28 protein-coding genes are annotated in these 26722 nt (G+C 27.0%); all 28 read right to left on the bottom strand.

Features of this window, described 5'->3' with window-relative positions; all coding sequences use genetic code 4:
* Window positions 1-14 precede the first annotated feature (14 nt).
* Entirely contained in the window at window positions 15-485 is a 471-nt protein-coding gene (gene rpsG / locus JRW51_RS00875; protein WP_250328805.1) for a 30S ribosomal protein S7, read from the bottom strand.
* A gap of 38 nt (window positions 486-523) precedes the next feature.
* A complete protein-coding gene (gene rpsL, locus JRW51_RS00870) occupies window positions 524-958 on the bottom strand; it encodes a 30S ribosomal protein S12 (RefSeq protein WP_250328804.1) in 435 nt (144 codons plus the stop codon).
* A 78-nt stretch (window positions 959-1036) separates the two neighbouring features.
* Window positions 1037-4939, bottom strand: a complete 3903-nt coding sequence (gene rpoC / locus JRW51_RS00865; protein WP_322948450.1) for a DNA-directed RNA polymerase subunit beta' — start codon at window positions 4937-4939, stop codon at window positions 1037-1039.
* A gap of 4 nt (window positions 4940-4943) precedes the next feature.
* Window positions 4944-8405, bottom strand: a complete 3462-nt coding sequence (locus tag JRW51_RS00860) for a DNA-directed RNA polymerase subunit beta (RefSeq protein WP_250328803.1) — start codon at window positions 8403-8405, stop codon at window positions 4944-4946.
* A gap of 164 nt (window positions 8406-8569) precedes the next feature.
* Entirely contained in the window at window positions 8570-8947 is a 378-nt protein-coding gene (gene rplL / locus JRW51_RS00855) for a 50S ribosomal protein L7/L12 (RefSeq protein ID WP_250328802.1), read from the bottom strand.
* Between the two features lie 33 nt (window positions 8948-8980).
* Window positions 8981-9505, bottom strand: a complete 525-nt coding sequence (rplJ, locus tag JRW51_RS00850; RefSeq protein ID WP_250328801.1) for a 50S ribosomal protein L10 — start codon at window positions 9503-9505, stop codon at window positions 8981-8983.
* Between the two features lie 127 nt (window positions 9506-9632).
* Entirely contained in the window at window positions 9633-10307 is a 675-nt protein-coding gene (gene rplA / locus JRW51_RS00845) for a 50S ribosomal protein L1 (RefSeq protein WP_250328800.1), read from the bottom strand.
* Between the two features lie 34 nt (window positions 10308-10341).
* Window positions 10342-10842 (bottom strand): 50S ribosomal protein L11, encoded by a 501-nt coding sequence (locus tag JRW51_RS00840; RefSeq protein WP_250328799.1) that lies wholly within the window; start codon window positions 10840-10842, stop codon window positions 10342-10344.
* Window positions 10843-10952: 110 nt separating this feature from the next.
* The gene (nusG, locus tag JRW51_RS00835; protein ID WP_250328798.1) at window positions 10953-11549 is read right to left on the bottom strand and encodes a transcription termination/antitermination protein NusG; all 597 of its coding nucleotides are present in this window, start codon (window positions 11547-11549) and stop codon (window positions 10953-10955) included.
* Window positions 11550-11617: 68 nt separating this feature from the next.
* Window positions 11618-11959 (bottom strand): preprotein translocase subunit SecE, encoded by a 342-nt coding sequence (gene secE, locus JRW51_RS00830; protein ID WP_250328797.1) that lies wholly within the window; start codon window positions 11957-11959, stop codon window positions 11618-11620.
* Window positions 11960-12099: 140 nt separating this feature from the next.
* Window positions 12100-12744 (bottom strand): hypothetical protein, encoded by a 645-nt coding sequence (locus tag JRW51_RS00825; protein WP_250328796.1) that lies wholly within the window; start codon window positions 12742-12744, stop codon window positions 12100-12102.
* A gap of 33 nt (window positions 12745-12777) precedes the next feature.
* Window positions 12778-14178, bottom strand: coding sequence for a cysteine--tRNA ligase (gene cysS / locus JRW51_RS00820; RefSeq protein WP_250328795.1), 1401 nt, complete (start codon window positions 14176-14178; stop codon window positions 12778-12780).
* Window positions 14179-14194: 16 nt separating this feature from the next.
* On the bottom strand, window positions 14195-15130 hold the full coding sequence (locus JRW51_RS00815; RefSeq protein WP_250328794.1) for an ECF transporter S component: 936 nt from the start codon (window positions 15128-15130) through the stop codon (window positions 14195-14197).
* Window positions 15131-15144: 14 nt separating this feature from the next.
* Entirely contained in the window at window positions 15145-16407 is a 1263-nt protein-coding gene (locus JRW51_RS00810; RefSeq protein WP_250328793.1) for a bifunctional folylpolyglutamate synthase/dihydrofolate synthase, read from the bottom strand.
* Window positions 16400-17212 (bottom strand): ECF transporter S component, encoded by an 813-nt coding sequence (locus tag JRW51_RS00805; RefSeq protein WP_250328792.1) that lies wholly within the window; start codon window positions 17210-17212, stop codon window positions 16400-16402. Before JRW51_RS00805 ends, JRW51_RS00810 begins: the two co-directional genes overlap by 8 nt.
* The gene (locus JRW51_RS00800; protein WP_250328791.1) at window positions 17200-17889 is read right to left on the bottom strand and encodes a uracil-DNA glycosylase; all 690 of its coding nucleotides are present in this window, start codon (window positions 17887-17889) and stop codon (window positions 17200-17202) included. Before JRW51_RS00800 ends, JRW51_RS00805 begins: the two co-directional genes overlap by 13 nt.
* A 76-nt stretch (window positions 17890-17965) precedes the next feature.
* Window positions 17966-18130 carry a zinc ribbon-containing protein gene (locus tag JRW51_RS00795; RefSeq protein ID WP_250328790.1) on the bottom strand — a complete coding sequence of 55 codons (165 nt, stop codon included), beginning with the start codon at window positions 18128-18130 and terminating at the stop codon, window positions 17966-17968.
* 123 nt (window positions 18131-18253) lie between these two features.
* A complete protein-coding gene (locus JRW51_RS00790) occupies window positions 18254-18790 on the bottom strand; it encodes a hypothetical protein (protein WP_250328789.1) in 537 nt (178 codons plus the stop codon).
* A 76-nt stretch (window positions 18791-18866) separates the two neighbouring features.
* On the bottom strand, window positions 18867-19673 hold the full coding sequence (locus JRW51_RS00785) for a DnaB-like helicase C-terminal domain-containing protein (protein ID WP_322948441.1): 807 nt from the start codon (window positions 19671-19673) through the stop codon (window positions 18867-18869).
* A gap of 5 nt (window positions 19674-19678) precedes the next feature.
* Entirely contained in the window at window positions 19679-20377 is a 699-nt protein-coding gene (locus JRW51_RS02780) for a hypothetical protein (RefSeq protein WP_322948439.1), read from the bottom strand.
* A 3-nt stretch (window positions 20378-20380) separates the two neighbouring features.
* Window positions 20381-20848 carry a 50S ribosomal protein L9 gene (gene rplI / locus JRW51_RS00780; RefSeq protein WP_250328788.1) on the bottom strand — a complete coding sequence of 156 codons (468 nt, stop codon included), beginning with the start codon at window positions 20846-20848 and terminating at the stop codon, window positions 20381-20383.
* A 12-nt stretch (window positions 20849-20860) separates the two neighbouring features.
* The gene (locus tag JRW51_RS00775; protein ID WP_250328787.1) at window positions 20861-22849 is read right to left on the bottom strand and encodes a DHH family phosphoesterase; all 1989 of its coding nucleotides are present in this window, start codon (window positions 22847-22849) and stop codon (window positions 20861-20863) included.
* A gap of 134 nt (window positions 22850-22983) precedes the next feature.
* Complete coding sequence (gene rpsR, locus JRW51_RS00770) at window positions 22984-23238, bottom strand: 30S ribosomal protein S18 (protein WP_250328786.1); 255 nt, start codon at window positions 23236-23238, stop codon at window positions 22984-22986.
* Between the two features lie 13 nt (window positions 23239-23251).
* Entirely contained in the window at window positions 23252-23734 is a 483-nt protein-coding gene (locus JRW51_RS00765) for a single-stranded DNA-binding protein (protein ID WP_250328785.1), read from the bottom strand.
* A 55-nt stretch (window positions 23735-23789) separates the two neighbouring features.
* Window positions 23790-24206 carry a 30S ribosomal protein S6 gene (gene rpsF, locus JRW51_RS00760; RefSeq protein ID WP_265739911.1) on the bottom strand — a complete coding sequence of 139 codons (417 nt, stop codon included), beginning with the start codon at window positions 24204-24206 and terminating at the stop codon, window positions 23790-23792.
* Window positions 24207-24257: 51 nt separating this feature from the next.
* Window positions 24258-25220 (bottom strand): fructose-bisphosphatase class II, encoded by a 963-nt coding sequence (locus JRW51_RS00755; RefSeq protein ID WP_250328783.1) that lies wholly within the window; start codon window positions 25218-25220, stop codon window positions 24258-24260.
* Between the two features lie 44 nt (window positions 25221-25264).
* On the bottom strand, window positions 25265-25555 hold the full coding sequence (rpmE, locus tag JRW51_RS00750; protein ID WP_250328782.1) for a 50S ribosomal protein L31: 291 nt from the start codon (window positions 25553-25555) through the stop codon (window positions 25265-25267).
* A gap of 75 nt (window positions 25556-25630) precedes the next feature.
* Entirely contained in the window at window positions 25631-26518 is an 888-nt protein-coding gene (locus JRW51_RS00745; protein ID WP_250328781.1) for a class II fructose-bisphosphate aldolase, read from the bottom strand.
* Window positions 26519-26722 lie beyond the last annotated feature (204 nt).

Below are 26722 nucleotides of genomic sequence, written 5' to 3'. Positions count from 1 at the left end.
TATATTTAAAGCGATTATCAATTAAAGTGAGCAAATGCTTTATTTTCTTCAGCGCGGCGATGAACATCACGTTTTCTTTTAACTGCACCACCTGAATTATGATAAGCATCAATAATTTCACTTGCTAAATTTTCTTCCATCGTATGATGGGTTTTACGTTTTTCTGCTTCTTGTTGAATCCATTTTAAAGCGTAAATGATTTGTCTTCTTGGTAACACTTCGATTGGCACTTGATAGGTAGCTCCACCCATTCTTCTTGATTTAAGTTGAAGTTGCGGCATCGCATTTTTAACAGCTTGATTAAAAACTAAAATGGGGTCTTGGTTTGTTTTTTCTTTTACAATGTCCATTGCATTGTAAAAAATTTTAGAAGCAAGATGTCTTTTACCATCTTTGATGATATAGTTTATCATTTTAGTTATTAACTTTGATGAATAGACTAAATCTGGAGTTATTGGTCTAATTTTAACTACTTTTTTTCTCATTGTATTGTTATTATTTTAAAAAATTAACTAGAAATTAATTATTCACTTTCAGAAGCTTTTTTGGTTTTGGGTTTTTTAGCTCCATATAATGAACGACTTTGTCTTCTTGCAGCAACTGGTGATGCATCAAGAACACCACGAACAATGTGATAACGGACCCCTGGTAAATCTTTTACCCGTCCCCCTTCCATTAAAACAACTGAGTGTTCTTGAAGGGTGTGTTTTTCACCAGGAATATAAGCAACTACCTCAGCACCATTTGAAAGTCTTACCCTAGCATATTTTCTTAATGCTGAATTAGGCTTCTTCGGTGTCATAGTAGCGACCCTTAAACAAACGCCCCGTTTTTGTGGACAATTAATTTTGGTTTGTTTTTTCTTTAAAGTGTTGTAAGTGTATTTTAAAGCAGGAGATTTTGCTTTTTTCTTTTTTTTAACTCTTGGGTTATTAATTAACTGATTTATTGTTGGCATATTATTTTTTTCTTTAATATTATAAGAAACTATTGATAAATTGTATATATTTTCTTGTCTTTTAATTATATTTAAATTTTATGAATCTTCATTTAACTCTTGAACCGCTGTTCCAGCTGGAATTAAATTACCAACCATAACATTTTCTTTAATTCCATAAAGTTTATCAGCGCTTCGAGCAATAGCAGCGTTTGTTAAAACTCTTGTTGTATCTTGGAACGATGCTGAACTTAAGAAAGAACGGTTTTTTAATGGAGCTTTTTTAATTCCAAATAATGTTATCTTACCAAAAGCTGGTCTTTTTTTAGCAAGTAAAACTTTTTTATTTTCTTCTTTAAAGTCATAAATGCTGACAAATGATCCGATTAAGAAACTACTATCCCCTGGATCTAAAATAACAAATTTTTCAAGCATTTGGAAAACAATAATTTCAATATATTTATCAGCAATTTCAATTCCTTGTAAATGATAAACTCTTTGAACTTCTTTTAAAAGATAATCTTGGACTGCAAAAATATCAGAGAAATGTAATAGTTTTTTTAAATCAATCGCTCCGTCAGTTAATTTTTGACCAATTTTTACTTTATCTCCGACTTTTACTCTTAAAATTGATTCAGATGGAATATTAGCTGCTACTTGATATGATTCTGTTTCTTTATCTTTATTTAAGAAGGTTGAACGAATAACGATTGTTTGTTTGTATGAACGACTTGATTTAGTAGTGATCTCTTCAACTACACCATCAACTTCAGAAATAATCGCTTCTTGACCTTTTGATTTTGTAGCATCAAATAATTCTTTAATTCTTGGTAATCCTTGTGTAATATCAGCCTGATCAGCAACCCCACCAGTATGGAAGGTTCTCATCGTTAACTGCGTTCCAGGTTCTCCGATTGACTGAGCTGAAATAATTCCAACCGCTGTTCCAATTTCAACTGGTTTATTGTTTGCTAAGAAAGAACCATAACATTTACGACATAAACCATAAGAAGTGTTGCATCCAAAAACGGTTCTAATTTCAACTTCTTTAATACCAGCATTAATAATTTTTTGAGCGATTTGTTTAGTTATAAACTCATTAGCGTCAATAATAACTTTATCATTTTTATCAGTTATTCTATGCAATGAATAACGACCAATGATTCTTTCTTCTAATGGAACAATTAAAGCGTTTGTTTTAGTGTCACGAATTTCTTGAACCCGATAACCACGTGTAGTATGACAATCATCCTCAAGGATAGTAACATCATGTGTCGCATCGATCAATCTTCTTGTTAAATAACCAGAGTCAGCGGTTTTAACAGCTGTATCAGCTAATCCTTTTCTTGCCCCATGGGTTGAAATAAAAAACTCACTTACTGTTAAACCATCAAGAAGTGATGATTTAATCGGAACTGGAATAATATCTCCTTTTGGATTGGTCATTAATCCCCTCATTCCTGCAAGTTGGGTAAAGTTAGCTAATGTTCCCCGAGCTCCTGAATCAACCATCATATAAATGGCATTTTTTTTCGTTGCCTGATCTCTGAAAAGTTTTTCCATTTCAGTTTGAAGTTTATTTTTAACTCCCATTCATAAATCAGCGATTAATTCATAATGGTTTTTTTCAGTAATGAACCCACGTTTTAATAAGTCTTTATATTTTTTAGCAGTTTCGTCGGCTTTTTTAATTAACTCTTGTTTAATTTTGTTAACTTTTTGATTATTTTTATTTTGATTGTTTAATTCAAAGTCAGAAATAGAAACAGTTGCTCCTAATTTTGTTGAATATTTAAAACCAAGGTTTTTGATGTTATCAAGAACTTTATAAGTTTCATCACCTAGTTTTTCATATAAAGTAGCAACTAGAGAAATAATCATTTTTTTAACAATCGGAGAATAAGGGGTATGTTCTTGTCTTAAATAATTTACTAATGTTTGTTTATCTTTAAAAGTTAAATAAGGACTTTTTTGATCATCAGTGAAATGAACAAGATTTTTTAGATTAAATTTATTGATATCGTCAACAGAATTAATATAGTTAATTGAATCTAAAGTTTCATTGAATATTATTTTACCTGGCGTAGTTAAAAGGTATAAATTGCTTGTTTCTTTATTTTTAATTGCTATTTTTGTATCATCAAAATCTGAAACAGTAATTAAACATAATTGATGTAATTTAATTAATTTTTGATCAAGGGCAAATTTTAATTCTTTTTGACTTGAAAAGACAAAAATATCATCTTCAACAAATTGGTCAACGTAGGTTAAGTAATAAATCCCCAAAATCATATCCTGACTTGGGACTGCAATTGGTTTGCCGTCTTTTAATCCAAGAATATGCTTTGAACCGATTAAAAGTGTTTCAGCTTCATAAGCAGATTTTTGTGATAATGGTAAATGAACCGCCATTTGGTCTCCATCAAAGTCAGCATTAAAAGCTGTTGTTGTTAATGGATGTAATGTTATCGCTTTTGAATTAATAATTTTTGGATTAAATGCTTGAACACCTAAACGGTGCAGGGTTGGAGCACGATTCAAAATAACGGGGCGATGTTGAATAACACAATCAACCGTTTCTCAAATTCGCGAATCACGACTTTGAATTAATTTATCTGCTCCTTTTGTTGTTTGAGCTATTTTTCGTTTTAATAATTCATGAATAATAAAAGGTTTGTAAAGTGTCAATGCGATATCGCTTGGAAGACCACATTCATTCATTTTTAAATCTGGTCCAACAACAATAACACTTCTTCCTGAATAGTCAACCCTTTTTCCTAAAAGGTTTTGTCTAAATCTTCCTTGTTTTCCTCTTAAGTTTTCACTTAAAGATTTAAGAATACGTTTTTCTTTAGTTAAAAATGGTTTCAGTTTTTTAGCATTATCAAATAAAGCATCAACTGACTCTTGAAGCATTCTTCTTTCGTTGTTAATAATAATTGAAGGTGCGGCATAATCGATAACTTTTTTTAGACGTTGATTTCTTAAGATAACACGACGGTATAGATCGTTTATATCGCTTGTTGTAAAACGACCCCCATCTAATTGAATAATTGGTCTTAATTCTGGTGGAATAACTGGAATAACATTGAAAATCATATTTTCAAGTGGAACACCAGATTTATAAAAAGCTTGTAAAGTTTCTAATCTTTTTAAAATTTTTCTTACTTCAGTAATATTTAACTTATTCAAAAGCGCTTTTGCAGCTTGGATTTCTTTTTTTAAATCGATTTTTCTTAAGATTTTAGAAATTCCGTCAGCACCGATTCCAAATTCTAAACCGGTATGTTTTTGTAAGAATTTAGCAATAACTTCAAAACTAAAAGTAATGCTTGATGGTGATGATTCAAATAAATCTAAATAAGTTTGACATTTTTGAATATCTTTAACTTGCGTTTGTTTATCAAGGGTTGTTAATAATTTTTTTAAAATTTTTGGCAATTCAAGAGCAGCAGTTGCTTGATCTAAAACTGATTTAAATTTTAGTTGGGTATCGCCTGGATCTACTACTATATATGAAACAAAATAAATTACTTCTTCAAGTTCACGTAATTTTATATTTAAAACATGCCCTAATTTTGAAGGAGCTGATTTTATTGCTCAAATATGAACAATTGGAGCAAAAAGTGAAATATGACCAAAACGTTTTCTTCTAACTGATGATGTTGTAACTTCTACACCACATCTTTCACAAATAATTCCTTTGTATCTGCTTTTTTTATACTTTCCACATGCACATTCATAATCTTTAACAGGACCAAAGATCTTTTCACAAAATAAACCATCTGGTTCAGGTTTTAAAGATTTATAGTTTATTGTTTCAGATTTTGTTACCTCACCATGTGATCAGTTATAAATATCAGAATCATAGGCTATTGAAATGACAACTTCTTTAACTATTTTCTCTTTTTCGTAATGTGTATAGAATTTATTTTCATGATTTTCTCGATACAAATCATAATTTTTATTATTCTCGTTAAAATTTAAAATTGATTTTTCCATGACACTATTTTCTTTTTAATTCGATATTTATTCCTAATCCTTTTAATTCGCTTGCTAAAACTAAGAATGATTCAGGTATATTTGGTTTATAAGTTTTATTTTCTCAAATTATCGATTCGTATGTTTTAATTCTTCCGATAACATCATCTGACTTAATTGTTAATAATTCTTGTAATAAATGAGCAGCTCCGTAACCTTCAAAGGCTCAAACTTCCATTTCTCCACATCTTTGACCACCATTTTGAGCTTTACCACCAAGTGGTTGTTGTGTAATTAAAGAATATGGTCCGATAGCACGAGCATGAATTTTATCTTCAACCATATGTGAAAGTTTTAACATATACATGTATCCAACTAAAATTTTATTGTCAAATCGCTCACCAGTTTTTCCGTCGATAACGCTAAACTTACAATCTTCAGGAAGATTGGCATCTTTGACAAATTCTGTAATTTGCATTTCTGATGGCGCTTCAAAAACTGGTGTTACAACCTTAATGCCTAATTTATTGGCCGCTAAACCAAGTTCTGTTTCTAAAATTTGTCCGATATTCATTCTAACCGGAACTCCTAATGGATTTAACAGAATATCGATTGGGGTTCCATCTTCTAGAAACGGCATATCTTCTTCAGGAACAATAACAGATACAACTCCTTTGTTTCCGTGTCTTCCAGACATTTTATCTCCAGCTTGAAGTTTTCTTTTTTGCAGAATATAAACTTTTATCATTTCAGAAACATCTGAAGGCAAATTATCTTTTTTTTGTTTTAAAAATCTTTTAACATCAACAACAATTCCCCCAGATCCAACCGGAACTCTTAAAGAACTGTCCTTAAAATGTCTACTTTTTTCACCAAAAATAACTTGTAATAATTTATCTTCAGGGGTTGAAGAAATTTCCTCTCTTGGAGTTACTTTCCCAACTAAAATATCACCTGAATGAACTCTTGCTCCTGGAATAATTATCCCATCGCTGTCTAAATATTTTAAATGACTTTCGCTAACATTTAAAATATCCCTTGTTATTTCTTCGTGACCTTGATTTGTAATTCTAGCTTCTACTACAAATTCTTCAATATGAAGCGATGTAAAGACATCATCTTTAGCGATTCTTTCAGAAATAATGATCGCATCCTCAAAGTTATAACCATATCATGTACAAAATCCAACTAAAACATTTCTGCCTAAAGCTAATTCACCATCTTTCATGGCTTGTCCGTCAGCTAAAACTTGACCTTTTTTAAATTTATCATTAATGGTTAAGAGCGGAACGTGTGTTTTACATGTGTTGTGGTTTGTTTTTTGAAAAACAGACAATGGAATTGTTACTTTTCTTTTTTTATCTGAGGCGTATTCGACAACCATTTCATTTGCGTCAACATATACAACTTTACCATCTTCTTCAGCAACGATTGCTACATTTGAATCGGTAGCAATTTTATGTTCAATTCCGGTTGCAATTAATGGCGCTTCTGCTTTTAAAAGCGGCACTGCTTGACGTTGCATGTTAGCACCCATTAAAGCCCTATTAGCATCATTGTTTTCAAGAAATGGAATGCACGCTGTAGCTACCGAAATTAATTGTTTTGGAGAAACTGATGCTAATTCAACATTACTTGCGTTTGTTACAATAAATTCAGAATTATAACTAGCAATAACTTCTTCTGAAACAATTTTAGATTTATTTAAAAATTTAGGATTGTATGAAAAAATAACATATTTTTTCTCTTGTGTTCCATCTAAATATTTAACTTCATTAGTGATGGTTCTGTTTTTAACAACAAAGTAAGGCGTTTCAATAAATCCAAGATTATTTATTCTTGAATAACATCCTAAATTTAAAATCAAACCAATATTAGGTCCTTCAGGCGATTCAATTGGACAAATTCGATTGTAATGTGAGTTGTGAACATCTCGAACTTCAAGTCCTGCCCTTTCTTTTGTTAACCCTTTTGGTCCTAAAGATGAAATTTTTCTTTTGTTAGAAAATTCACTCAATGGGTTAGTTTGATCAATGAATTGACATAATTGTGAAATGTTAAAAAATTCTTTAATAACACTAATAATTGCTTTACTATTAATTAATTTTTTAAGATTCAAACTTTCAATTGATGAAGAAATCATCATTTCATGAATATTTTTTTTCATCTTTATAAAAGCAAATTTTAATTGATTTTCAATTAACTCAGAAACTACCCTAATTCTTCTTGATGAAATATCATCGATATCATCAACTGATCCAATATCAATAGCAAGATTTAATAAATAATTAATAATACTTATGAAATCAATTAAATCTAAACAAACTTTTTCGTTGTCTAATTTAGCTGGTGTAATGATTTTAACTAATTGTTTTTCTTCATCAACTAATTGATTTGGGTGATAAATATAAAATGTGTAATATTCTACATCATCAAAGTCTGGTAAATAAAGTTGTTGTTTTTTTAAGATATTTTTGTCGATCGCATCTTGAATTAAATCAATTTCTTCTTGGTGAATTACTTTATCTTTGGCAATTAAAACTTTATTGTCGTTTGTTCGAATATCTTTTGCTATTCTATAATTAAATAATCTATCAACAAAATTAATTTTTTGATTTAATTTATATCTTCCAGCTTTTGATAAATCATAATAATGAGGACTGAAAAAATGTTTTTTGAATAATTCAATTATTTTATCTTTTTGATTTAATAAAGGTTCGCTTGGGTTTATTTTATGTAATAAGTTTATAATTGCTGTTTTTTTATCAAGAATATCTTCTTTTGCGAATGTATTAATAATGAATTTATTGTTGTCAAAAATTTCATTCAATAAATTTAAATCTAACCCTAAACAAGTAAATAAAGAACTTAATTGAATTTTTTTAGTTTTATTTATTTTGACAGAAATTAATTTTTTATCATTTATTTTAATTTCTATTCAAGTTCCCAATAATGGCGTTAAATTAAAATAAGATATATCAGAACCATTAAGATCATGAAATTTATTGAAATAAATTCCTGGAGATTTTAAAAATTGCGAAACAACAACCTTTTCAACCCCATTTATAATAAAGCTAGCTTGTTTTGTCATTCATGGAAAAAAACAAATAAAAACTTTTTTCTCTGAATCTTTTTTATTATTCTTATAAAGAGCAAATTTTGCATACAGTGCTGCTTCATAATTTTTTCCTTGATCTTTAATTTCTTTTAAATCTTCACTAGCTTTTTTAAATTCACAGGATATATATTCTATTTTAATGCTTTTGCTATCATTAACGATCGGAAAAACTTCACGAAAAATCTGATCTATTCTGTGATTTACAAAATAGAAAAAATTTTCAAGTTGGACATTTAAAAGATTCGGCATATCGAGTTCAACATGCTTAGGATTCAACGCTAACCTTTTAGTGTAATGGCCAAAAGGTAGAAAATTTTTATATTTACTTTTTATTAATGGATTTGAATTTTTATTACTTAATGTTGCCATTCTGAAATTGTTTTAACCTTATTTAAAATATAGTTTTTAGATTTTTTTGATTTGTAAAACTTTTAAATATTGGATTTAAGTTTTACAAAAAACAATAAAAATCAGAGGCTTTCTATTTTGAAAAGTCTCTGATTGTTTGTAAATGGTTTAGAATGTTTATTTTTTTATTTAAGTTCAACCACTCCCCCAATGTCTTCAAGAATTTTTTTAAGTTCTTTAGCTTTATCAGGTTTAGTTTTTTCTTCAATTACAACAGGGGTTTGATCAACAAGTTTTTTAGCTTCCATTAAACCTAGATTTTTAAGTTCACGAACTTTTTTGATCATTTCAACTTTCTTAGGTCCAACTTCTTTTAATCACACTGTAACTTCGCTTGCTTCAGCGTCATCACTAGCTTTTTTATTACCTTGATCGCTTGCTTGCAAATTAATGTTAGCTGAAACTTTAAATTCTGTTTCTATTGCAGAAATTAATTCATTGATTTCTACGATAGTCATTGATTTAATTTGATTAATAATGTCTGAGATTGCTTTTTTTTCCATGAGATATTTTGAGATTAATTTATATTATTTTATTTATTTATCGCTCTTTTCATCTTTAGCAAGAGTGATTTGTTTTAAAGTTAACAATAACTTTATAAGAGGTAATTTTAAAATAAAACCAACATAAGAATACATATTGTCTTTAATTTCAAAATTAGCTAATTTTTTCAGATTGTTTTTGTCAGTTATTACCGCATTTTCAATTAAGGAAATAATAGGTAAAAATGGTTTACGATTTTCTTCACAAAATGTTAAAAAGGTTTTGATAGGTAACAATGGTTCTTGATATGAAAACAAAAAAGCGTTTTGACCTTTTAAAACATCGCTAAATTTGTTTATGTTGTTGTCATTTCTGCTTTCAAGCGTTTTTAAAAATAAAGTATTTTTAAAAACTTTTACTTCAGCACCATTTTCTTTAAATTTTGTACGTAAACTAGCAAATTCTGATGATTTAAATTCTTTGTAGTTAAAAATACACAAAGAATTGGATAAATTTAATCTTTCAGAGATCGTTTCAACGATTTTCTCTTTTTTTTGTCTTTCGGGTGAAATTTCCATTTTTATTTATTTTCTTGATAATTTTAGTATTAAGTAATATATATTTTTACAATTATGGTCTATGAAAATAAAATAACTGCTTTAAAATTATATATTAAACTGTTTAATTTAGATAAATTTAAATAAATTAATCCATCTGAATCAAAATAGATGGTGACATTGTAGCAGAAATAGCGATAGATTTAATGTAATTACTTTTAATGCCTTGTGGTTTAATTGTATTTACAACTTTTAAAACGTGATTAAAGTTCTCAATAATTTGTTCATCAGAAAAACTTTTTTTACCAATAATAAAGTGAAAATTACCTTGTTTATCAACTTGATAACTTTTTTTTCCTTTAACAAATTCTTTAATTGTTTTTTCAATGTTATTGCTAACTGTTTGTTTTTTAATTGTTGGCATTAATCCTTTTGGTCCAAGAATATGACCTGCTTTTGCTAAAGAACCAACCATTTTGTTGCTTGCTAAAAGTACATCAAAATCGGTTCACTTAGTTTGTAATATTTTTTCAATAATATCAGAACCTCCAACTATATCTGCTCCTGCATCTTTTGCTATGTCAATTTCATCAGGTGCAACAACTGCAACGATTTTTTGTTTTTTTAAACAGCTGTGTGGAAGGGAAATGGTTCCTTTTAATTGATGTTCTGGTTTTTTAGTATCTATATTTAATGAAAAGACAACGTCGATCGTTTCATTAAATTTTTTACTAGGAAATTTTTTTAATTCAGAAACCGCAGTTTCTATCGATAATGGTTTTTTATCCACTTTAGAAGTTTTGTTATTAGTTGCTTTGTCCATATATACAAGTCTTTAAATAATCTGAAATATATTTTTAATTGTTGGTTTTTGAATCACTAAACTGTTGATAAAATTTATCACTTTTTATCGTTTTTGAGGGATCATAATCTTTAATTTTAACACCCATAGATTTTGCAGTACCGTGAACTGATTTTAAAGCTGCATCAATATCTAATTTATTCGGGAAAGATTGTAATTTATAGTGAGCAATTTCTTTAGCTTGTTCTAATGTTAATTCACCAACAATGTTTTTAGATGGTTCACTTGAGCCTTTTTCTATTTTTAGGTGTTTTTTGATTAAATCCCCGGTTGGTATCGTTAAAATTTCAAAATCAAATGTTTTATCCTTGTATGCATATATTATTGCTGGAATATAATCATCGGGATTGTTTTTAGTTTGTTCGTTGTACTGACTACAAAATTGCATCATATTTATTTGTAAACTTGCTAACACAGCACAAGGTTTAGCAGTTCCGCCTAAAAATTTTACTTTTGCTACTTTATGAATTTTTTTTGTTTTTGATTTTACACTCATTTTTGTTGTTTTGTTTATTTTTTGCATTATAGTTGCAAAAATCAAAGTTCTAATCAATATTAGAATTGATGAAGCACATACGAAAAATTATATATAAAAACTTTGTTAAATTAAAATTTTTCTATTTTATTTAATTTTATTTTTCAAGAAATTAATCTACCAAACATTTCTATTTCAACGATTGCAATCCCTTTTTTATCATCTATAGACAATACTTTTCCTTGATTAATTGGTAAATTTTTATCATTTATTTTAATAACATCGCCAACTTTAAAATTAATAAAATAGGTTGGAGAATAATCTTTGTTTTCTTCTAATGTTTTTTTAACTTCTTCAGCTTCTTCATCTGAAATCGGTAATGGTTGTGACTTATTACCAACTGACCCGACAAATCCAAAAACTCCAGGAGTATTTTTAACCAATTTCCAAGTATCATTGTTCATTGTCATATTAATAAAAATGTACCCAGCGTAGATGTTTTTATATGTAATTTTATTAGTTTTTAAATGTTTTTGTTTTTTTTCTACTAATAAAATTTCTCCTATTTGATCGCCTAACCCTGACTCTTTAATTCTATTTTGTAATAAATTAATAATTTGTCTTTGATTTACATTACTAATATTCAAAGCATATCAAAGCTTTTTGATTTGTTCAGGGCGGTCAGTGCTTTCTTCATTTGTATTGTTGTCTATTTTCTTATCGTCCATGGTTTTAAAATTTTGCAAAATGTTATTGATATTTGATTGACTCTTTTCTAAAAAAAAATATCTTTAAATTACATTAACCCCGTTCATCTAAATATACTCATTAAAATATCAACAATTAAAAAAATAGAAAGAAAAAATAAAGAAAATCCAACTACCTGATAAAAATCACGAATAACCTCCGCTTTTTTTAATCAGCCGATTCTAACGTATTCTTTTCTTAGTCCGTAAAAATAATGTTTTAGTTTTAAAGATAAAGGGTTAGGGTTTTTTTTATCGTATTTTTCTAACAAGTCTTTTATATCTTTCTCTTTTTGAATTTTTTTAAAAACTTGTTTCCTTGATTTTAGTTTTTTTAATTCTTCTTTTAACTTGAATTTTTGGTTTTGATTTTTAGGTGATTTCTTAAACATGATGAATTTAAAAAGTCAATTTATCGACTTAACACTGAGTAGTCTTTTATTTTTGTTTTATTATATAGATAAATTTAGATAAATAAATAACAAAAAAAGGAATTTTCAATCTTGAAAAATTTTTTTAACTTTTATAAATATTAATTTTTATTAGTTTTTCAATAGTTTTTAAGTTCTTCTTTGATTTCTTCAATCAATTTATTAAATTTGAATGAAGATATATTGTATGCTTCTGAAATATCTTTTATTGATGAACCTTCTAAGTATAAAAGAAAAATTTCAAGATCTTTCTGACTAAACTTATTACTTTTTTTAAGTTTTCTTATCGATTCTGAAAGTAAAAGTTGTTTTTCGCTGTTATCGTTTAAATAAAATTTTTGTTTATTCTTGGTTATAGAATTATTACCACCAGAAAAGTTATAAGTGTTGTTAATATCTAGTGAATAAGCATAATTTAAAAGTTTATTCCGGTTATTTATCTGAACACGTAGATAATCTCTTATCATAGATCGTAGTATTACATGAAGCGATTGTAAAAAAGAAAACTTTAAAACTCTATGATAGTATTTTAATGCTTCGATTACTGCTTTATATTTAAAAAAAGAGAAATCTTCTAGATAAAATGGACTATGTGTAAACTTAAAAAGCAGTTTTTTAGCAATATAATTCATTTGAATATCATATTTTTGTAAAAAATAATCAACAATCGCTGTAGTTGGTTTGCTTTTATATAAGATTGCTAAATATTCATCAATTTTAAAATTTTTTGATTCTTTGGATTCCATATTAATTTATAAATAATGTCTGTTAGTTTCTGACTAAATAATGTCTTTTTTGATTAACTTTTCTCTTAGTTTGTCGCTAAGAATGTAATTTTTTTCTTTAACAGCGTTTTGATAATTTTTATATATTTTTAAATCATCAGCTGAGTATTCATATAAATTTCATTTAAATCCCAATAAAAAAGAAAAAGCAAAAATAGTTCCTAATTGATTTTTTAATTCAATAAAATGATCTTTTAATTGATCTTTCTTTTGGATTAAGTTATTAAAATATTTTTTTAAAAAAATATTAAAAACTGCTATAGCATTGCTTAAATTTAAATTATCATTTACCGAATCTAAAAAACTTTTTTCTAATGAATTGTTTTTGATATTTTGAAGTCAAATGTTTAAATCATTATCTGAAAAAGTGAATTGTGTTTCTGATATCAAAAAATGATAAAAAATTGCAGTATTAATTGATTTGTTGATTCTTTTTAAAAGGTTGAATATTCCATCTACTTCTGTTTTAATGTAAACTGCGTCTTTACGGTAATTAAATAAATAAAATAAATAACGTAATGTGTTGCTGTTATAAATTTTTAAAAATTGATCCGCTGTAATAAAATTTCGATCAGATTTAGCCATTTTTGATATTTCGCCTTTTTTGCTTTTTACTTTAAGCATTCCAGTGTGGACTCATATTTTGGCTAATTCTTTTTTTTTGTATACGAAAAATTGTGCTCTTTCGTTTTCGTGATGCGGAAAGATTAAATCTATCCCTCCACCGTGTATTGTTATGGTATCGCTGTTATTATATTTATCAATCAAGCACATACATTCAGTATGCCAACCAGGTCTTCCAGAACCAAAGGGTGCATCTCAAGATGGTTCGTTGTCTGAAAATTTTCATAACGCAAAATCATTAATATTTTTTTTCTGATTAAAATATTTGTTTTTGGCTTTGTTTATAAACATTTTGGTTTGATCTTGATTGGATAAAATTCCATAAATTTTTTGAACGTTATCTAGATCGAAATAAATACCGCTCGATAATTTATAGGCAAAATTATTTTGTAAACAAAAATTTATAAACGAAACAATAGAATTTATTTCTTCAGTAACTTTAGGATAAACAGAGCTTTTTAAAAGATTAAGCTTATCTCAAATAACAAAATAATGTTTGGTATATTTTTCAGAAATTTCTGTCTCTGAAACTTTTTTTTCTTTAGCGGCGTTGATAATTTTATCATCTATATCTGTAATATTGTGTATATAAAAAACTTCTTTTTTTAATACAAATTTTAAAAAACGAACTAAAACATCGAAAACAATGATCGGGCGACAATTACCGATATGAATATCTGAATAAACAGTTGGCCCACAAACATAAATTGATATTTTTTTTAATGAAGTAATGTCATGTAATTGATTATCAAGGCTGTTGTGAAGTTTCATTGAATAAAATATTCTGTTATTGCGTATTTTTTTGCTTTATATTATTATCATTCATTGTGCTTGTATTTAGAATTTTAACTTTTGGATTCATAACATAATACAACATTTTATCAGCGGTAATTACATTTTTTAGACGGTAAGTTATCAAAACGGTAAATAAAGCTACCAATCCAAAAGTTAACGGGGATATAGTTATTCTAACTAATAATCATACACTAACAGGAACGCCATATATCTGCTTTAAAAGGATTGGGGTTAAAAAAAACGAAACAAATATCATCTCAAAGAAGAAAGTTAGAAATATTAAATGAAAAAGATTAATATTTCTAATATTATTTTTCTTAAAATTATAAATAAATAATATCAAGACAACGGAGTAAAAAATAAAAATAACAGAAAAATAAATACTAAAAAAAACAGTTTTTGAAAGCGAAAGTTTGTCAGCTAATGTATTTTGATTTAATATCGTATAAATAATAATTCATGTTAAAACAGCCAAAATTAATCCCCATATGATAAAAAATCCATATTTATGAAAGAATTTATAAAATTTAACAATTAAAAGAACTAAAAATCCAGGAATTAAACCATAGCAACCGCTAACAAAAGTAAATCCAGGATGATATGCTCCGTTTATAACTCCAAATAATGTATTTAAACAATCATAAATAATTCCAGATAAAAAACCATAAAATGGACCAAACAAAAAACCAGTATAAGCTAATGGTATGTTTGATAACGGGAACTGTAAATAACGGCTAAATGCAAAAACAGAATTTGATAAAAGCTGTAAAATAATAGCGACTGCAATGAAAAGACCGCAATGAGCTATTCTGCTAATAATAATTTTATTTAATGGTTTAAAAGTATTTATTTTAAAAATATAATGCTCTAAAAGAAAAACGACTATTAAAGCTCCAAAAAGAATAATAAATCAATAGAAATATTCCACGTTAAAATGAAAAATTAATTAAGGGTATGTTTATTTTTTAAGTATGATATAAACATTAAGGAACCTGTAAAACAAATTATGGTTTCTGTTAGTTTTGGTAATGTTTTAGCTATGTCTTTGAAATCTAAAATATTAAGATTATATTTATTTTTTAATTTAAATAAATCATTGTATGACAAAAACCTATCATGTAACGAACTACAATTGACTAAATAACAATTGATTTTTTGATTTACATAAATTTTTAAAATATCTTCAACATTTTTATCTTTCAATAAAGCTAAAAAAATAAGACTTTGCCTATGATTATAATTTTTCCTTAAATATTTCGAAAAATTAAAACTTGCTTCTATATTGTGCGCTCCATCTAAAATTATCGTTTTATCTTTAATTTTTAAAATTTCTGCTCTACCTGGAAGGAATTTAATTTTATTAACTTCATCTTTAATTAATGAATATTTAATATTTAAAGTATTTGCGATAGCGATGGCGATTACTAAATTTTTAGCTTGAAATTCTGCTGTTGAAAAGATTTGATATTCTTGATTTAAATAAGAGAATCTAATAAAATCCGTGCCTGTTTCTAAAATCTTAAAAGTGTCTGAGATATTAATAACTTGACTGTTAAGTTGTTTAGCATAATGATCAAGTAATGAAAATATTTTTTTATCACTTATGTTACAAACTAAAAGTGAATTTTGTCGCATAATTGCTTTTTTATTTTCAGCAACTTCTTCTTTTGTTGAACCTAAAAATCTTTGATGATCAACTCCAATTGTAGATATGACAGATATTTGTTTTTCAAATATATTACAACAATCATACTTTGCTCCGATCCCGTACTCAAGAATTAGTAAATCAATATTGTTTGTAAAGAAATAGAAAACAGCAATTAAAAATAATATCTGAAAAAAATTTAATCGGTTCTTTTCTATAAATTCAAGATGTTGGAAATAAATATCAAGAAAGTCATCTTTTGAAATTTCTTTATCATTGATTTTTATCCTTTCTTGAACGCTGATGATGTGTGGCGATATAAAGAGTGCTCTTTTTTTAAATTTTGATTTTAACATTTGATTTAAAAAATAACAAACACTACTTTTGCCGTTTGTTCCTGTAACTGATATGATTAGTTCTGGAAATTTCAAAACATTTTTAAAAGAAAAAATATAATCTTTGATTTTTAAATTTTGAATAAGTCTTTCTGCTGATGATAAATTATTTTTTTTTAAAAAAAGTTTTTCTAACAAATTATCTCAATTAATGTCTTTAGGCATGATTTTTTAAAATTTTATTTAAAACTGTAACAACTGTATAAATAATAGCAATATTAAATAAAAAGATGATAGGGGAAACGAAAAATTTTAAAAAGACTAGAGTTCCGTATGATATTCCTAAAATTGAATGATCAGCGATTGGGATTAGGAAATTTCCGATCCCAAAATCTAAAATTCCTGAAAAAATAATAATCGGAATTAAATCTGCGACTAATTTTTGTTTTTTTAAAAAATGGCAACAACTGATAAATATAGCTAATATTGCGATTAAAATAATCGTTATAACCAAGAAACTAATCAGGAGGGCGGATTTAAAAATACTATCAATAAATGAACCTGTAGTAACTAAACCATGACTGTCATAATAATATCAAAGTCCGACATAAAGCCCTAAAACTAAACCTAAAAAAAGAAAAAAACTAATCATTTTTAACCTGTAACTAAAACTACGGTTAATAAAATTACCAATTCCCCCAATTAAACCATAAACTATCATAGTGACAAAAAATACTCAATGAACAAAGCTAGGTCGAATTAAATTAACTAATAATTCTGTTATTAATCCAATAATTGCTCCACAAAATGGTCCAAATAAATAACCAACGATTTTGATAAAAACACCTTCAAAAGCAATTTTAGCGGTTGGAAAAATTAAAATTGGCGTATAAGAAAAAAGAACAACAATCATCGCTACACTAGCTGCAGAAAATATAGAAATATTAATAATTTTCTTAGTAGTTAATTTATTATTTTTTAACTTAACTTCCTTGAAGTGATGAATAATATTAAATTTTAGGTTTTTCAATTTATTGGTTCTGAATTATTTTCAATTAATATTTGATTAACTTTTGAAAAATGGCAACATCCTAAAAAATATTTTGCGCTCAAACCACTCGGATGTCCTGCTTTTAAAATTATAGGTTTATTTTTGAAATCTAATGATAAAATTAATTTTTGAGCCTTTTTACCTCAAAGAATTAAAATGATTTCTTTCTTAATTTGAAAGATAGCATTTAATATATTGATAATAAATGTATTTCAACCTATATTTTTATGTGATAAAGGTTCCCCTTCCTTAACAGTTAAAGTCGTATTTAATAATAATACCCCTTGTTTTGCTCAATTAGATAATGATAAATTTAAATTATTAATTCCTAAATCTGAATTTAATTCTTTAAAAATATTCCTTAATGATGAAGTTATTTTCGTCGCTGGTGATACACTGAATGCAAGACCATCAGCTTGAAATGGTTGATGATAAGGATCTTGACCAATAATAATAACTTTTAAATTATCTAATCTAGATTCATAAAAAGCATGAAATATTAACTCTTTTGGTGGATATATAATTTTATCTTTATATTCCTGTTCTAAAAAGTTTAATAAACTGTAGAAATATTTTTTTTGATATTCAGCATTAAAAATATCAATTCAACTTTTATCAATATTTTCTTTGAAAGACTGAAAATCATTTATTTCCATAAAATAAAAAAATAACTATTTATTAACGATCCTGACTGTTATAAATAGTTAATAACTGTAAAGTGTAGAGCAAATTTTAAAGTCCTTCGTCGTCTGGAACTTTAATATACTCCTCAACTCCACACATTGGGCAAGTTTCTAACTCTTCTCCGTCTTCTAAATTAACGTAATACGGACAGCCCAAACACTTATATCGACCTTTCCCAGGTGCTTCTCCAGATGAATAAATTTTTTGATCCATAGTATGGTAAGTTTTTTTTAATTTATAACCTTTTAAACTTCTATTTTACTTTTATTTTTTTATATATTATAGAGTCTAACAGAAATTAACAAATTTAAATATACATTTTTTTATTATTTTTTCTTAAAAACCTTTTGTTCACTGATTAACTTCATAAACAGCCATATCGCTCATTCTAAATTGTGCTGTTTTTCCGCTTGTGTCAACTCAACTGTTAAAGAAAAGGGTTCAGTATTGATCTTTGCTTGAATTTATTTGAATCGTCATTTCTCCGCCGCTTACTAAACACTGAAATGGTGCTCCTAATTTTAAAGTTATTGAAGCATCGCAATTGGGAGGATTATCGCTTCGATCAGAAGTAGAATAATACATTAAGCGCTTAACAAATAAAAAAGAAAAATTATTATCGCTATCATAAGTATTATCTATGAATTGTTGTGGAACATTTCATGATTTAAGTTGATCATATTCGTTTTTCATTGAAGCAACCAACTGCCTAACAGTATAATTTGGAATATCGCTGCTTGGATCATCTGATAAATTAGTTTGAACAGGATAAGTTTTACCACATGCAGCTAACAAAGAAAGAACAAGCGTTGAGATAAAAATAGACTTTAAAGGTTTGTGATGGATAAATTTTGAAATATGAATTTTTTTCATGTTTTAAGAAAATAATTTAAGCATAATTATAAACTTTTTTAGAGCAATTCCGCTTATCTTTTGCTGTTTATTAAAATTAGTTTCCCCTTTCTTCTCAGAAATAACTATATTTGCCCCAAAATTTTAAATTACAATGACCGATCTCGCCGTTTCTATTTTTTGAAATAAGAACTTCTACTTTATCTGAACCTTTTTCTGGATCTTCGGCTTTTTGGGCGATAAATTGTTTTTCTACCGCTTCATTTCTTTCAGTATTTGCGTAATAAGAATCGCGGTAAAGAAAAAGAATGACATCAGCATCTTGTTCAATGGCACCTGATTCTCTTAAGTCGCTCATAATTGGTCTTTTATTTTCCCTTCTTTCAACATTTCGCGAAAGTTGTGATAAAAGGATAACGGGAATATTTAATTTTTTAGCAAATAATTTTATATTTTTAGAAATCTGGGTTATTTCTTGTTGACGATTAGTTTCTTTTTGTTTTTGGTTAATTGTTAACAGTTGTAGATAGTCAATTAATATCAAACCAATATTGTCTTTTTGGACTAAATATTGGATTCTTGCTAAAGCTTGAAAAAAATCAGTTAAATCGTTGTCATTGATAAGAATATTATCATATTCTTCTGAAATAGATTCAATATCGTTAATAAACTTTTCTTTTACAGGTCCATCTGTTTCAGATAAGTTATGAATTTCTTTATTTGTCAAATGGGTAGTAGCTAAAACGATTCTTTCAAAGATTTGATTTTTGGTCATCTCTAAAGAAACAAAAAGAATCTTTTTTGGTTTGATATTCTTTTGACTAAAATTGTTCGTTCCATTTTGAAGATGCTGTTCTTCATTTTTTTTAAACTGTTCTTTAAAAACTCTTGAGACATGAAGCATGATATTTAACGCAAACGCTGTTTTCCCATACTTGGTCTACCTGCTACTATAACCAAATCACCTTTTTTAATATTTAACATGCTATCAAGCTGTTTATAACCAAGGGGGATAATATCGCTTTTAAAAGCACTCGTTCTGATTTTCTCTAAAAATCTAGCTCCTAATCGGTCAATCGTAAAATATGATTGTTCAGTAAATTCGACTTGGACCAATTTATTTAACTGTGACTCAAGATCGGTTATGTACTCAAAAGTATTTTCTGTTATTTTTGTATCGCTGTAAATTTTTTTTTCTAAAAAAGTATTTAGAAGAAAAATCATTTTAATTCTAGTTGAAATATTCAAAAACTCATCAACCATAACTTCTAATTTATCTCGATTGACTCCCTTGCCATAAGCATCAACTATAAAAGTATAAATTTCTGGATAATCTGTTTCTGGAAAATTTGTTAAAGCTTCTTTGATTCCGATTTGATGTTTGTGAGTTGAAAATTGTGTTAAAAGATATTTTGCAAGTGGTTTGAAATAATCGTGAAAATCATCCCCTGTAAGAGATGTTATTCTTCTTGCAACGTAAGCTAAACATTCTTCATTATTTAACATCTGTTGTAATAATGAAGCTGAATACTCTTTATGGGCAAAGTCAAGCTGAAGAAGTCTTTTTTGTTTAAATTGATATTTTTTAGGTGTATTTGTTAAAGGCACAATTTATTTTATAATTTCAGTGATTGGTTTAATATTAATTTTTAGATTTATATCTTTGTTTGCTATTTTTACAGCAACTATATGATCTCCAAGTAGTTTTAAAATTTCTTTATCTTTATTTGGAAATATATGAATTGAAAAATTTGTTTTAAATAATCGATTAATTTCTTTAACGATTTTTTGGTGACTAATTGATCCATAGCATTCTTTTGAATCTTTTTTTGGTTTTAAGAAAAAATTAAATTGATGAATGCTTAATTGCTTTAAAGTGTCTTCTAATTTGGTTTGTTTTGCTTCTTTTAGGACCTTTTTTTTCTCAACTTCAGACTTAACTGATTCTTTATTTTGAGTTGTAGCAAGAATCGCTTTTTTTTTCGGAATTAAAAAATTTCAAGCATAACCTTCCTTTACGTCTACTATTTGGTTTTCTTTACCTACTTTTTTGATGGTTTCTAGTAAAATAACTTTCATATTTTTAATGTTTTAATATTTATTTTTAAGAATTAAAATTAATCTATTTTTAAATTCATTGATCCCTTCAGTTAGTGATTGGGCAGCAGCCGCTGAAAAGTGACCTCCTCCGCCCATTTCTTCAGCGATAAGTTGAACGTTTATTGTGTCATTGCTTCTTGCTGACATAGCGCTTTGACCCTTTAAATCGTAACCAAAAACAAAGGCAGCATCTATTCCTTCAAGATCACACATTTCTTGCGCAATTTGAGCTAAAATACTTCTTGGAATTCTTTCATTTTCTTCGGCTGTTGAGATTGCAAATCTTGATTTTAAAACCAAAAGATTTGAAACAATTGCTTGTTTAATTTTAAAGACATCAACATCTTCTTTTAAGAATTCTTCTACAACATCGACCTTAGCGCCTTTTGTTCTTAAAAAAGCTGACATTTCTAATGTTCGAGATGTTGTTCGTTTTTTATAGTGATTTGAATCTAAAACAATTCCTGTTAACAAAAGATTAGCAATAAATTCAGGCATTTCTTTGTCAAAAGGAATAAATTGATTAATTAGCTCTGTAACAATTTCTGATGTAGATGAGATTTTTGGGTCAATAAAAGAAAGGTTTTGACTAACATTAATAAATTCAGAATCACTTAAACGGTGATGATCCAAGACAATAACTTTATGTTTTTTATTTAAAATTTCTGGTTCTTCGATTCTTGTTTTTACATGGGTATCATTAATAATTACCAATGTATTTTTTTTCAATAAGGTTGGTTTTAAAACTTGTTGCGGTGTTATATAAAGTTTTTTATATTTTGGCGGAATAATTTTCATTAATTTACTCCGAGCATTTTCATCTAACAAATCGAGATTAATAACGATATTAATATCTAAATTTGGATTTGGACTTTTTGATTTAATGAAATGATATAAACCTCATGCAGAACCAATACAATCATAATCTCCTCATTTATGGCCACAAATAACGACATTATTAGCTTCTTTTAGCTCATGAATGATTCTGTTACCAAATGATTTTATTTTATCTGCTTTTGAGTAAAGAATAATATCTGTTTTACCGCCAAAAACTTCATTATTACTTTCACCAAATTTTGAAATAACAATTTGATCACCACCACGACTTGTTGCTAACGCCAATGCCTTATTAGCAATATCAAATAACTTAACCGGTTCATTGTGATTGTAAGCGAATCCGATACTTAAAGTTAGCATCATGCCCGTATCTTTTGTGTTGTTTTTAATTAAACTTAGAATCTCAAACTTTTCTTTCTTAATTTTTTGGAAAGAAGCGTGTTTCATAACTAAAAAATAGTGATATGGTTCATATTCTTTAACTAGAATATCATTATCAGTTGCTCACTTATTAATAGTTAAAAAAATTTTGCTTGGAATAAGATTTTTAATTTTTTCTAATAAATTAATATTAATGTATTCATAGTTATCAATTCTTAAAAGTCCAACTACGATACTATCACTGTGATAAGTATCTTTTAACTTTTTAATTTCTGTGATATCACGAAAAACTAAAACACCAAATTCTTTGAAAAAATAAACTGAATAATCAGAAAGGTTGTGGGTTATTTCAATCATATTATTATTTTTAGAAAAAAATAACGTTGATAGTTTAGGGAATAAAGTTATGGCGTTTTTATTAATTATTTTGTCTTCTTCTAGAAACAAAGAAGAATTGGTTCAGATTATTTGATTTTCATCGTTCAAAAGAAAAACAGAAACACCAGAAATTTGTAAAATATCAAAAAATAAATTATTAACTCTATTGAATTTATCTGTTTGTAACTTTTTAAGATACTTAAGCAAAACAAATAATGAACACAATAGAAATAATAAATTAAAAACAAATGATAAAATAACAAAAATATAACTTTCGCTTGTATTATTCTGATAATTGACGAAAACCTCGATTCCAATGACGAACTCTACTATAAAAAATGCTAAAAGAATAGTTGCTAAATAATATAGTAATGAATAACGCATGGATACAAGATAAATAAAATTAATAAATATTATTTAAATTATAACTTTATAAATACAAAATACATCTGAAAGATTAAAAAAATAATCGAAAAGAAAATCTTGTATAAAGAAAAAAATTTAAACGTTTGCTTAATTTAATATGGTAACAATGCCATATGACGAGCACGTTTGATGGCAATTGTTAATTTTCTTTGTGGTTTTCCTTTAGTTCCGGTCATCGATCTTGCTAAAATTTTGCCCCGTGATGACAGAAATCTTTTTAATAATTTAATGTTTTGGTAATCGATATATTCGATTTTATTAAGAGTTAAAAAACATTTTTTATATTTTCTTCTCTCTAAAATTCTTCTTGGTAATTTTTTTTTGGGTTTTCTAAATCTTTTATTCATAGGTTGTTAAATACTAAAATAAGTCTTCATTATTTTTATCATCATAACTATTATCTAAATTTTGAAGATTGTCTAAATCAAAGGAGTTATTATCTTTTTGATTTAAATCTCTTGAAATATCGGTGTTTGAATCTTCAACTTGACCATTTTTATCATAATAGTTAGGATTTTGACTTGGATTCTGAGATTTTGGTTTTTGAATTATTAAAAATTTATTAATTAAAACGTCGACTGATTTTTGGCTTTTATTATCGTTGTTTTTAAAAAGAAAAACTGAAATTTTTCCTTCAACATAGATTAAATATCCTTTTTTTAAAACTTTATGCATAGTTTCAGCTGTTTGGCCAAAGGCAAAACAAGGGACGAATGTAGTTTGTTCACTTGGTTTATTACTATTAATGCCAAGATTAAAGTTCATAGCATTAACCCCATTTGTAGAAACTCTTAAATTTAAGTCATTGGCTACTCTGCCAATTAAAATTACTTTGTTTATCATAGAATTGTTTTCTTCTAATTTTTCTTCTAATTTTATTTAAAATTAATAAATTAAATTATTGTGTATTAGACTCAGGATTTTCTGAGTTAGCCAGATTTTCTTTTTCTTGCTGTTTTTTTAAATAATACTGACGTTGAATTTCAGCAATTTTTTCAAAATTTTTGTTTGATTGATCTTTCGATTTATATAGCGGTTCGCGATCAAGATTAATCAATAAATGACGAAGGATGTCATTTTTATTGATTTTAACAAAATCATAAAAGCTTTTTAACATACTGTTATCTGCTTTAAATTGAAATAAATAATAATAACCTGCTTTATTTTGATTAATTTTATAAGCAAGTTGGCGAAATTCTAAGTTTTTTTCTAAAGTGAATTCCTTAAAGATTGTTTTTATTTTTTGATTAAATTCTTTTTGTTTTTCTGGTGTTGTGTTTTCAGAATAAAGAATCATTAGTTCATAGTTATACATACTTAAAAAGTTGATTAATATATTTAATTCATTTGATTATACTTTAATTTTTTAATTTATTAAGATTAATTTTTTTGATTGTTTTATTTTAAGATCAAAAAAGGTGATTAAAGGAACTGATAACTGTCCATTTATTTCTTCAATTCCGTTTTTAGATAAGGTTGGATTGATTATTGAAATAAATAAAGATGGATTTTTTGATTTAATAAAGTCGTTTTCAAAGAAAGTTTTTTTACTTGGAAGCGATTCTAAAAATCTATTTTCAATTAATTTTTGTTCATTTGATAATAATTGTGGATGAACGCTGTCAGATGGAACAAATATTCCTTGAAAAGAAAAACCATTGATTATTGCTAAAGCAGCCATAAGAATTGCTTCAGGACTACATCCTGTTCCATAAACAAAATCTGCTTTACCAAAGACAACATCTAAGGTTACAATAAAATCTCCATCGTTAACTAAAATTATATTTATCCCGTATTTTTTAAAAATAGCAATTATCTTTTTATGCCTTGGTTTGTTTAATATAATCCCTGTAAATTGTTTGTCCTTGAAGGTTTGCGTTAATATTTTTAATTGTTCTTCTAACGGTTTATCTAGGGTTAAAAAATCTTTATATTTTTTATTGATAAAGATTTTTTCTAAATACATTTCAGGAACATTTCATGTTGCGCCAGGTTCTGTGCATAAAATAACTGAACAACAAGCTCCACATTTATTAACTAGATTTTTTGTTCCTTCAATCGGATCAATCGTTAATTCAAAATCGACTTTTGAATCATTTGGTTTATTAATATATAACCCATCTAAAATTTTACATTTATCAAGTATTCCTTCGAAATTTAAAACTTCAAAATTATAATCTTTGATTCCTTTTAAAGTTTTATCGATCATATCAGTAACATGGTTATCTATCTCTTTAACAGATTTGGACTTTTTGTTAAGAGAATAAGCAACAGCAGCAGTATTAGCTACAAGATCTTGAAATATGGAGACTAACTTTATAGGTTTCAAAATAATTAGTAGGGAGAAATAAAAAAATTATTTAATTTTTTAGGTTATTTTTTTGATGAAACTTTTGGTGCTTTGGGCTTAGTTTCTTTGTCTTTTAAGTCCTCGGCTTCTTTTTGACTACGTAAAAAGTAATCAGATCCACTAATTTTATATCTTTTGATAAATTTCTCAACTTGCCCGGTAGCAACTTTTTGAGATTTTTCATCAGTATAAAACGGATGACAATGTGAACATGCATCCAGTGATATTTTAGGAGTTGAACTTTTAAGATGATAAACGGTTCCGCATGTTAAGCATTTCGTTTCAACATCATAAATTTTAATGTGTTTTTTCATAATTTTTTTGTTATAAGATTTGAGTAAAATAGCAAAAAACTTTATTTAATAAAATTTTGTACAATAAAGATTATATTATGCTTTATTGTTTGAACCAAATAATAGAATTTTTTCTCTCATTGCTACTTTTACAGCATTCATCCCTGCGGTTTGAATTTTTCTTGAATCATATCCGTGTACTAAAAGATCTTTTTTGTCAACGAAATATTGTTTAACAGCAGCGCAGTAATGATCTTGACATTCAGTATTAACGTTTATTTTAGCTTCACCAAGCGAAATTGCTTTTTTAATTTGGTCGTCTAAAATTCCACTTCCACCGTGTAAAACCATTGGAATTTTGATAGCTTCGCTTATTTTTTGCATTCTGTCAAAACCAAATTTAGGTTTCCCTTTGTAGTGACCATGAACACTTCCAACAGCAGCAGCGATGTAATCAACGTGAGCTTCGTTTTTCATACGAACACAATGATCTAATTTAGCGTATAAAACATCGCCAACAACGCCATCTTCTTCTCCGCCTATTGTTCCAACTTCAGCTTCAACAGGAACACCATATTTATGACAAAGTTCAACTACTTTTTTAGTTTCATTGATATTTCGATCAATAGAATTGGCTGAACCATCAAACATAATTGATGTAAATCCTGCTTCTAAAGCGTCTTTGCAAATTTCATAAGATCCCCCGTGGTCTAAATGGATTGCTACTGGAATTGTAATTTTTAAATCTTTCATTAAATTTACAATTAAATTAACACCAGAAGCAAAACTTCCAAATCATTCTCCCCCTCTTTTGCTTACTGCTAAAATGATTGGGGCATTCAGTTCTTGAGCAACTTCTAAAGCTGCCCTTGATCATTCTAAATTATGAACATTAAAGGCAGCAACTGCATATTTTTCTTTATATGCTTTCTCAAGCATGTTTTTAGTTGTAACTAAATTTGATAAATTAAATTTTTTATACATATATATCCTATTATTTTCAGATCTTTATAGAATCTGATTTATATTACTTGTGTTATTTTCAACCACAGATAAAATCTGTTTTATTTTAAAAATTTACAATAAATTAATTATATATTGATTTATAAAATAGATGAAAATCGTTTTTTATTTTTGGCAAGTTTGTTAAAATTTTAAGATATTATTCAGATTTTTTAATAAATTTTA

The organism is Mycoplasma sp. SG1, assembly GCF_023612375.1.
Taxonomy (GTDB): Bacteria; Bacillota_I; Bacilli_A; order Mycoplasmatales; family SG1; genus SG1.
The sequence above is the reverse complement of the archived record's forward strand: the minus strand, read 5'-3'. Positions and strand labels throughout refer to the sequence as shown.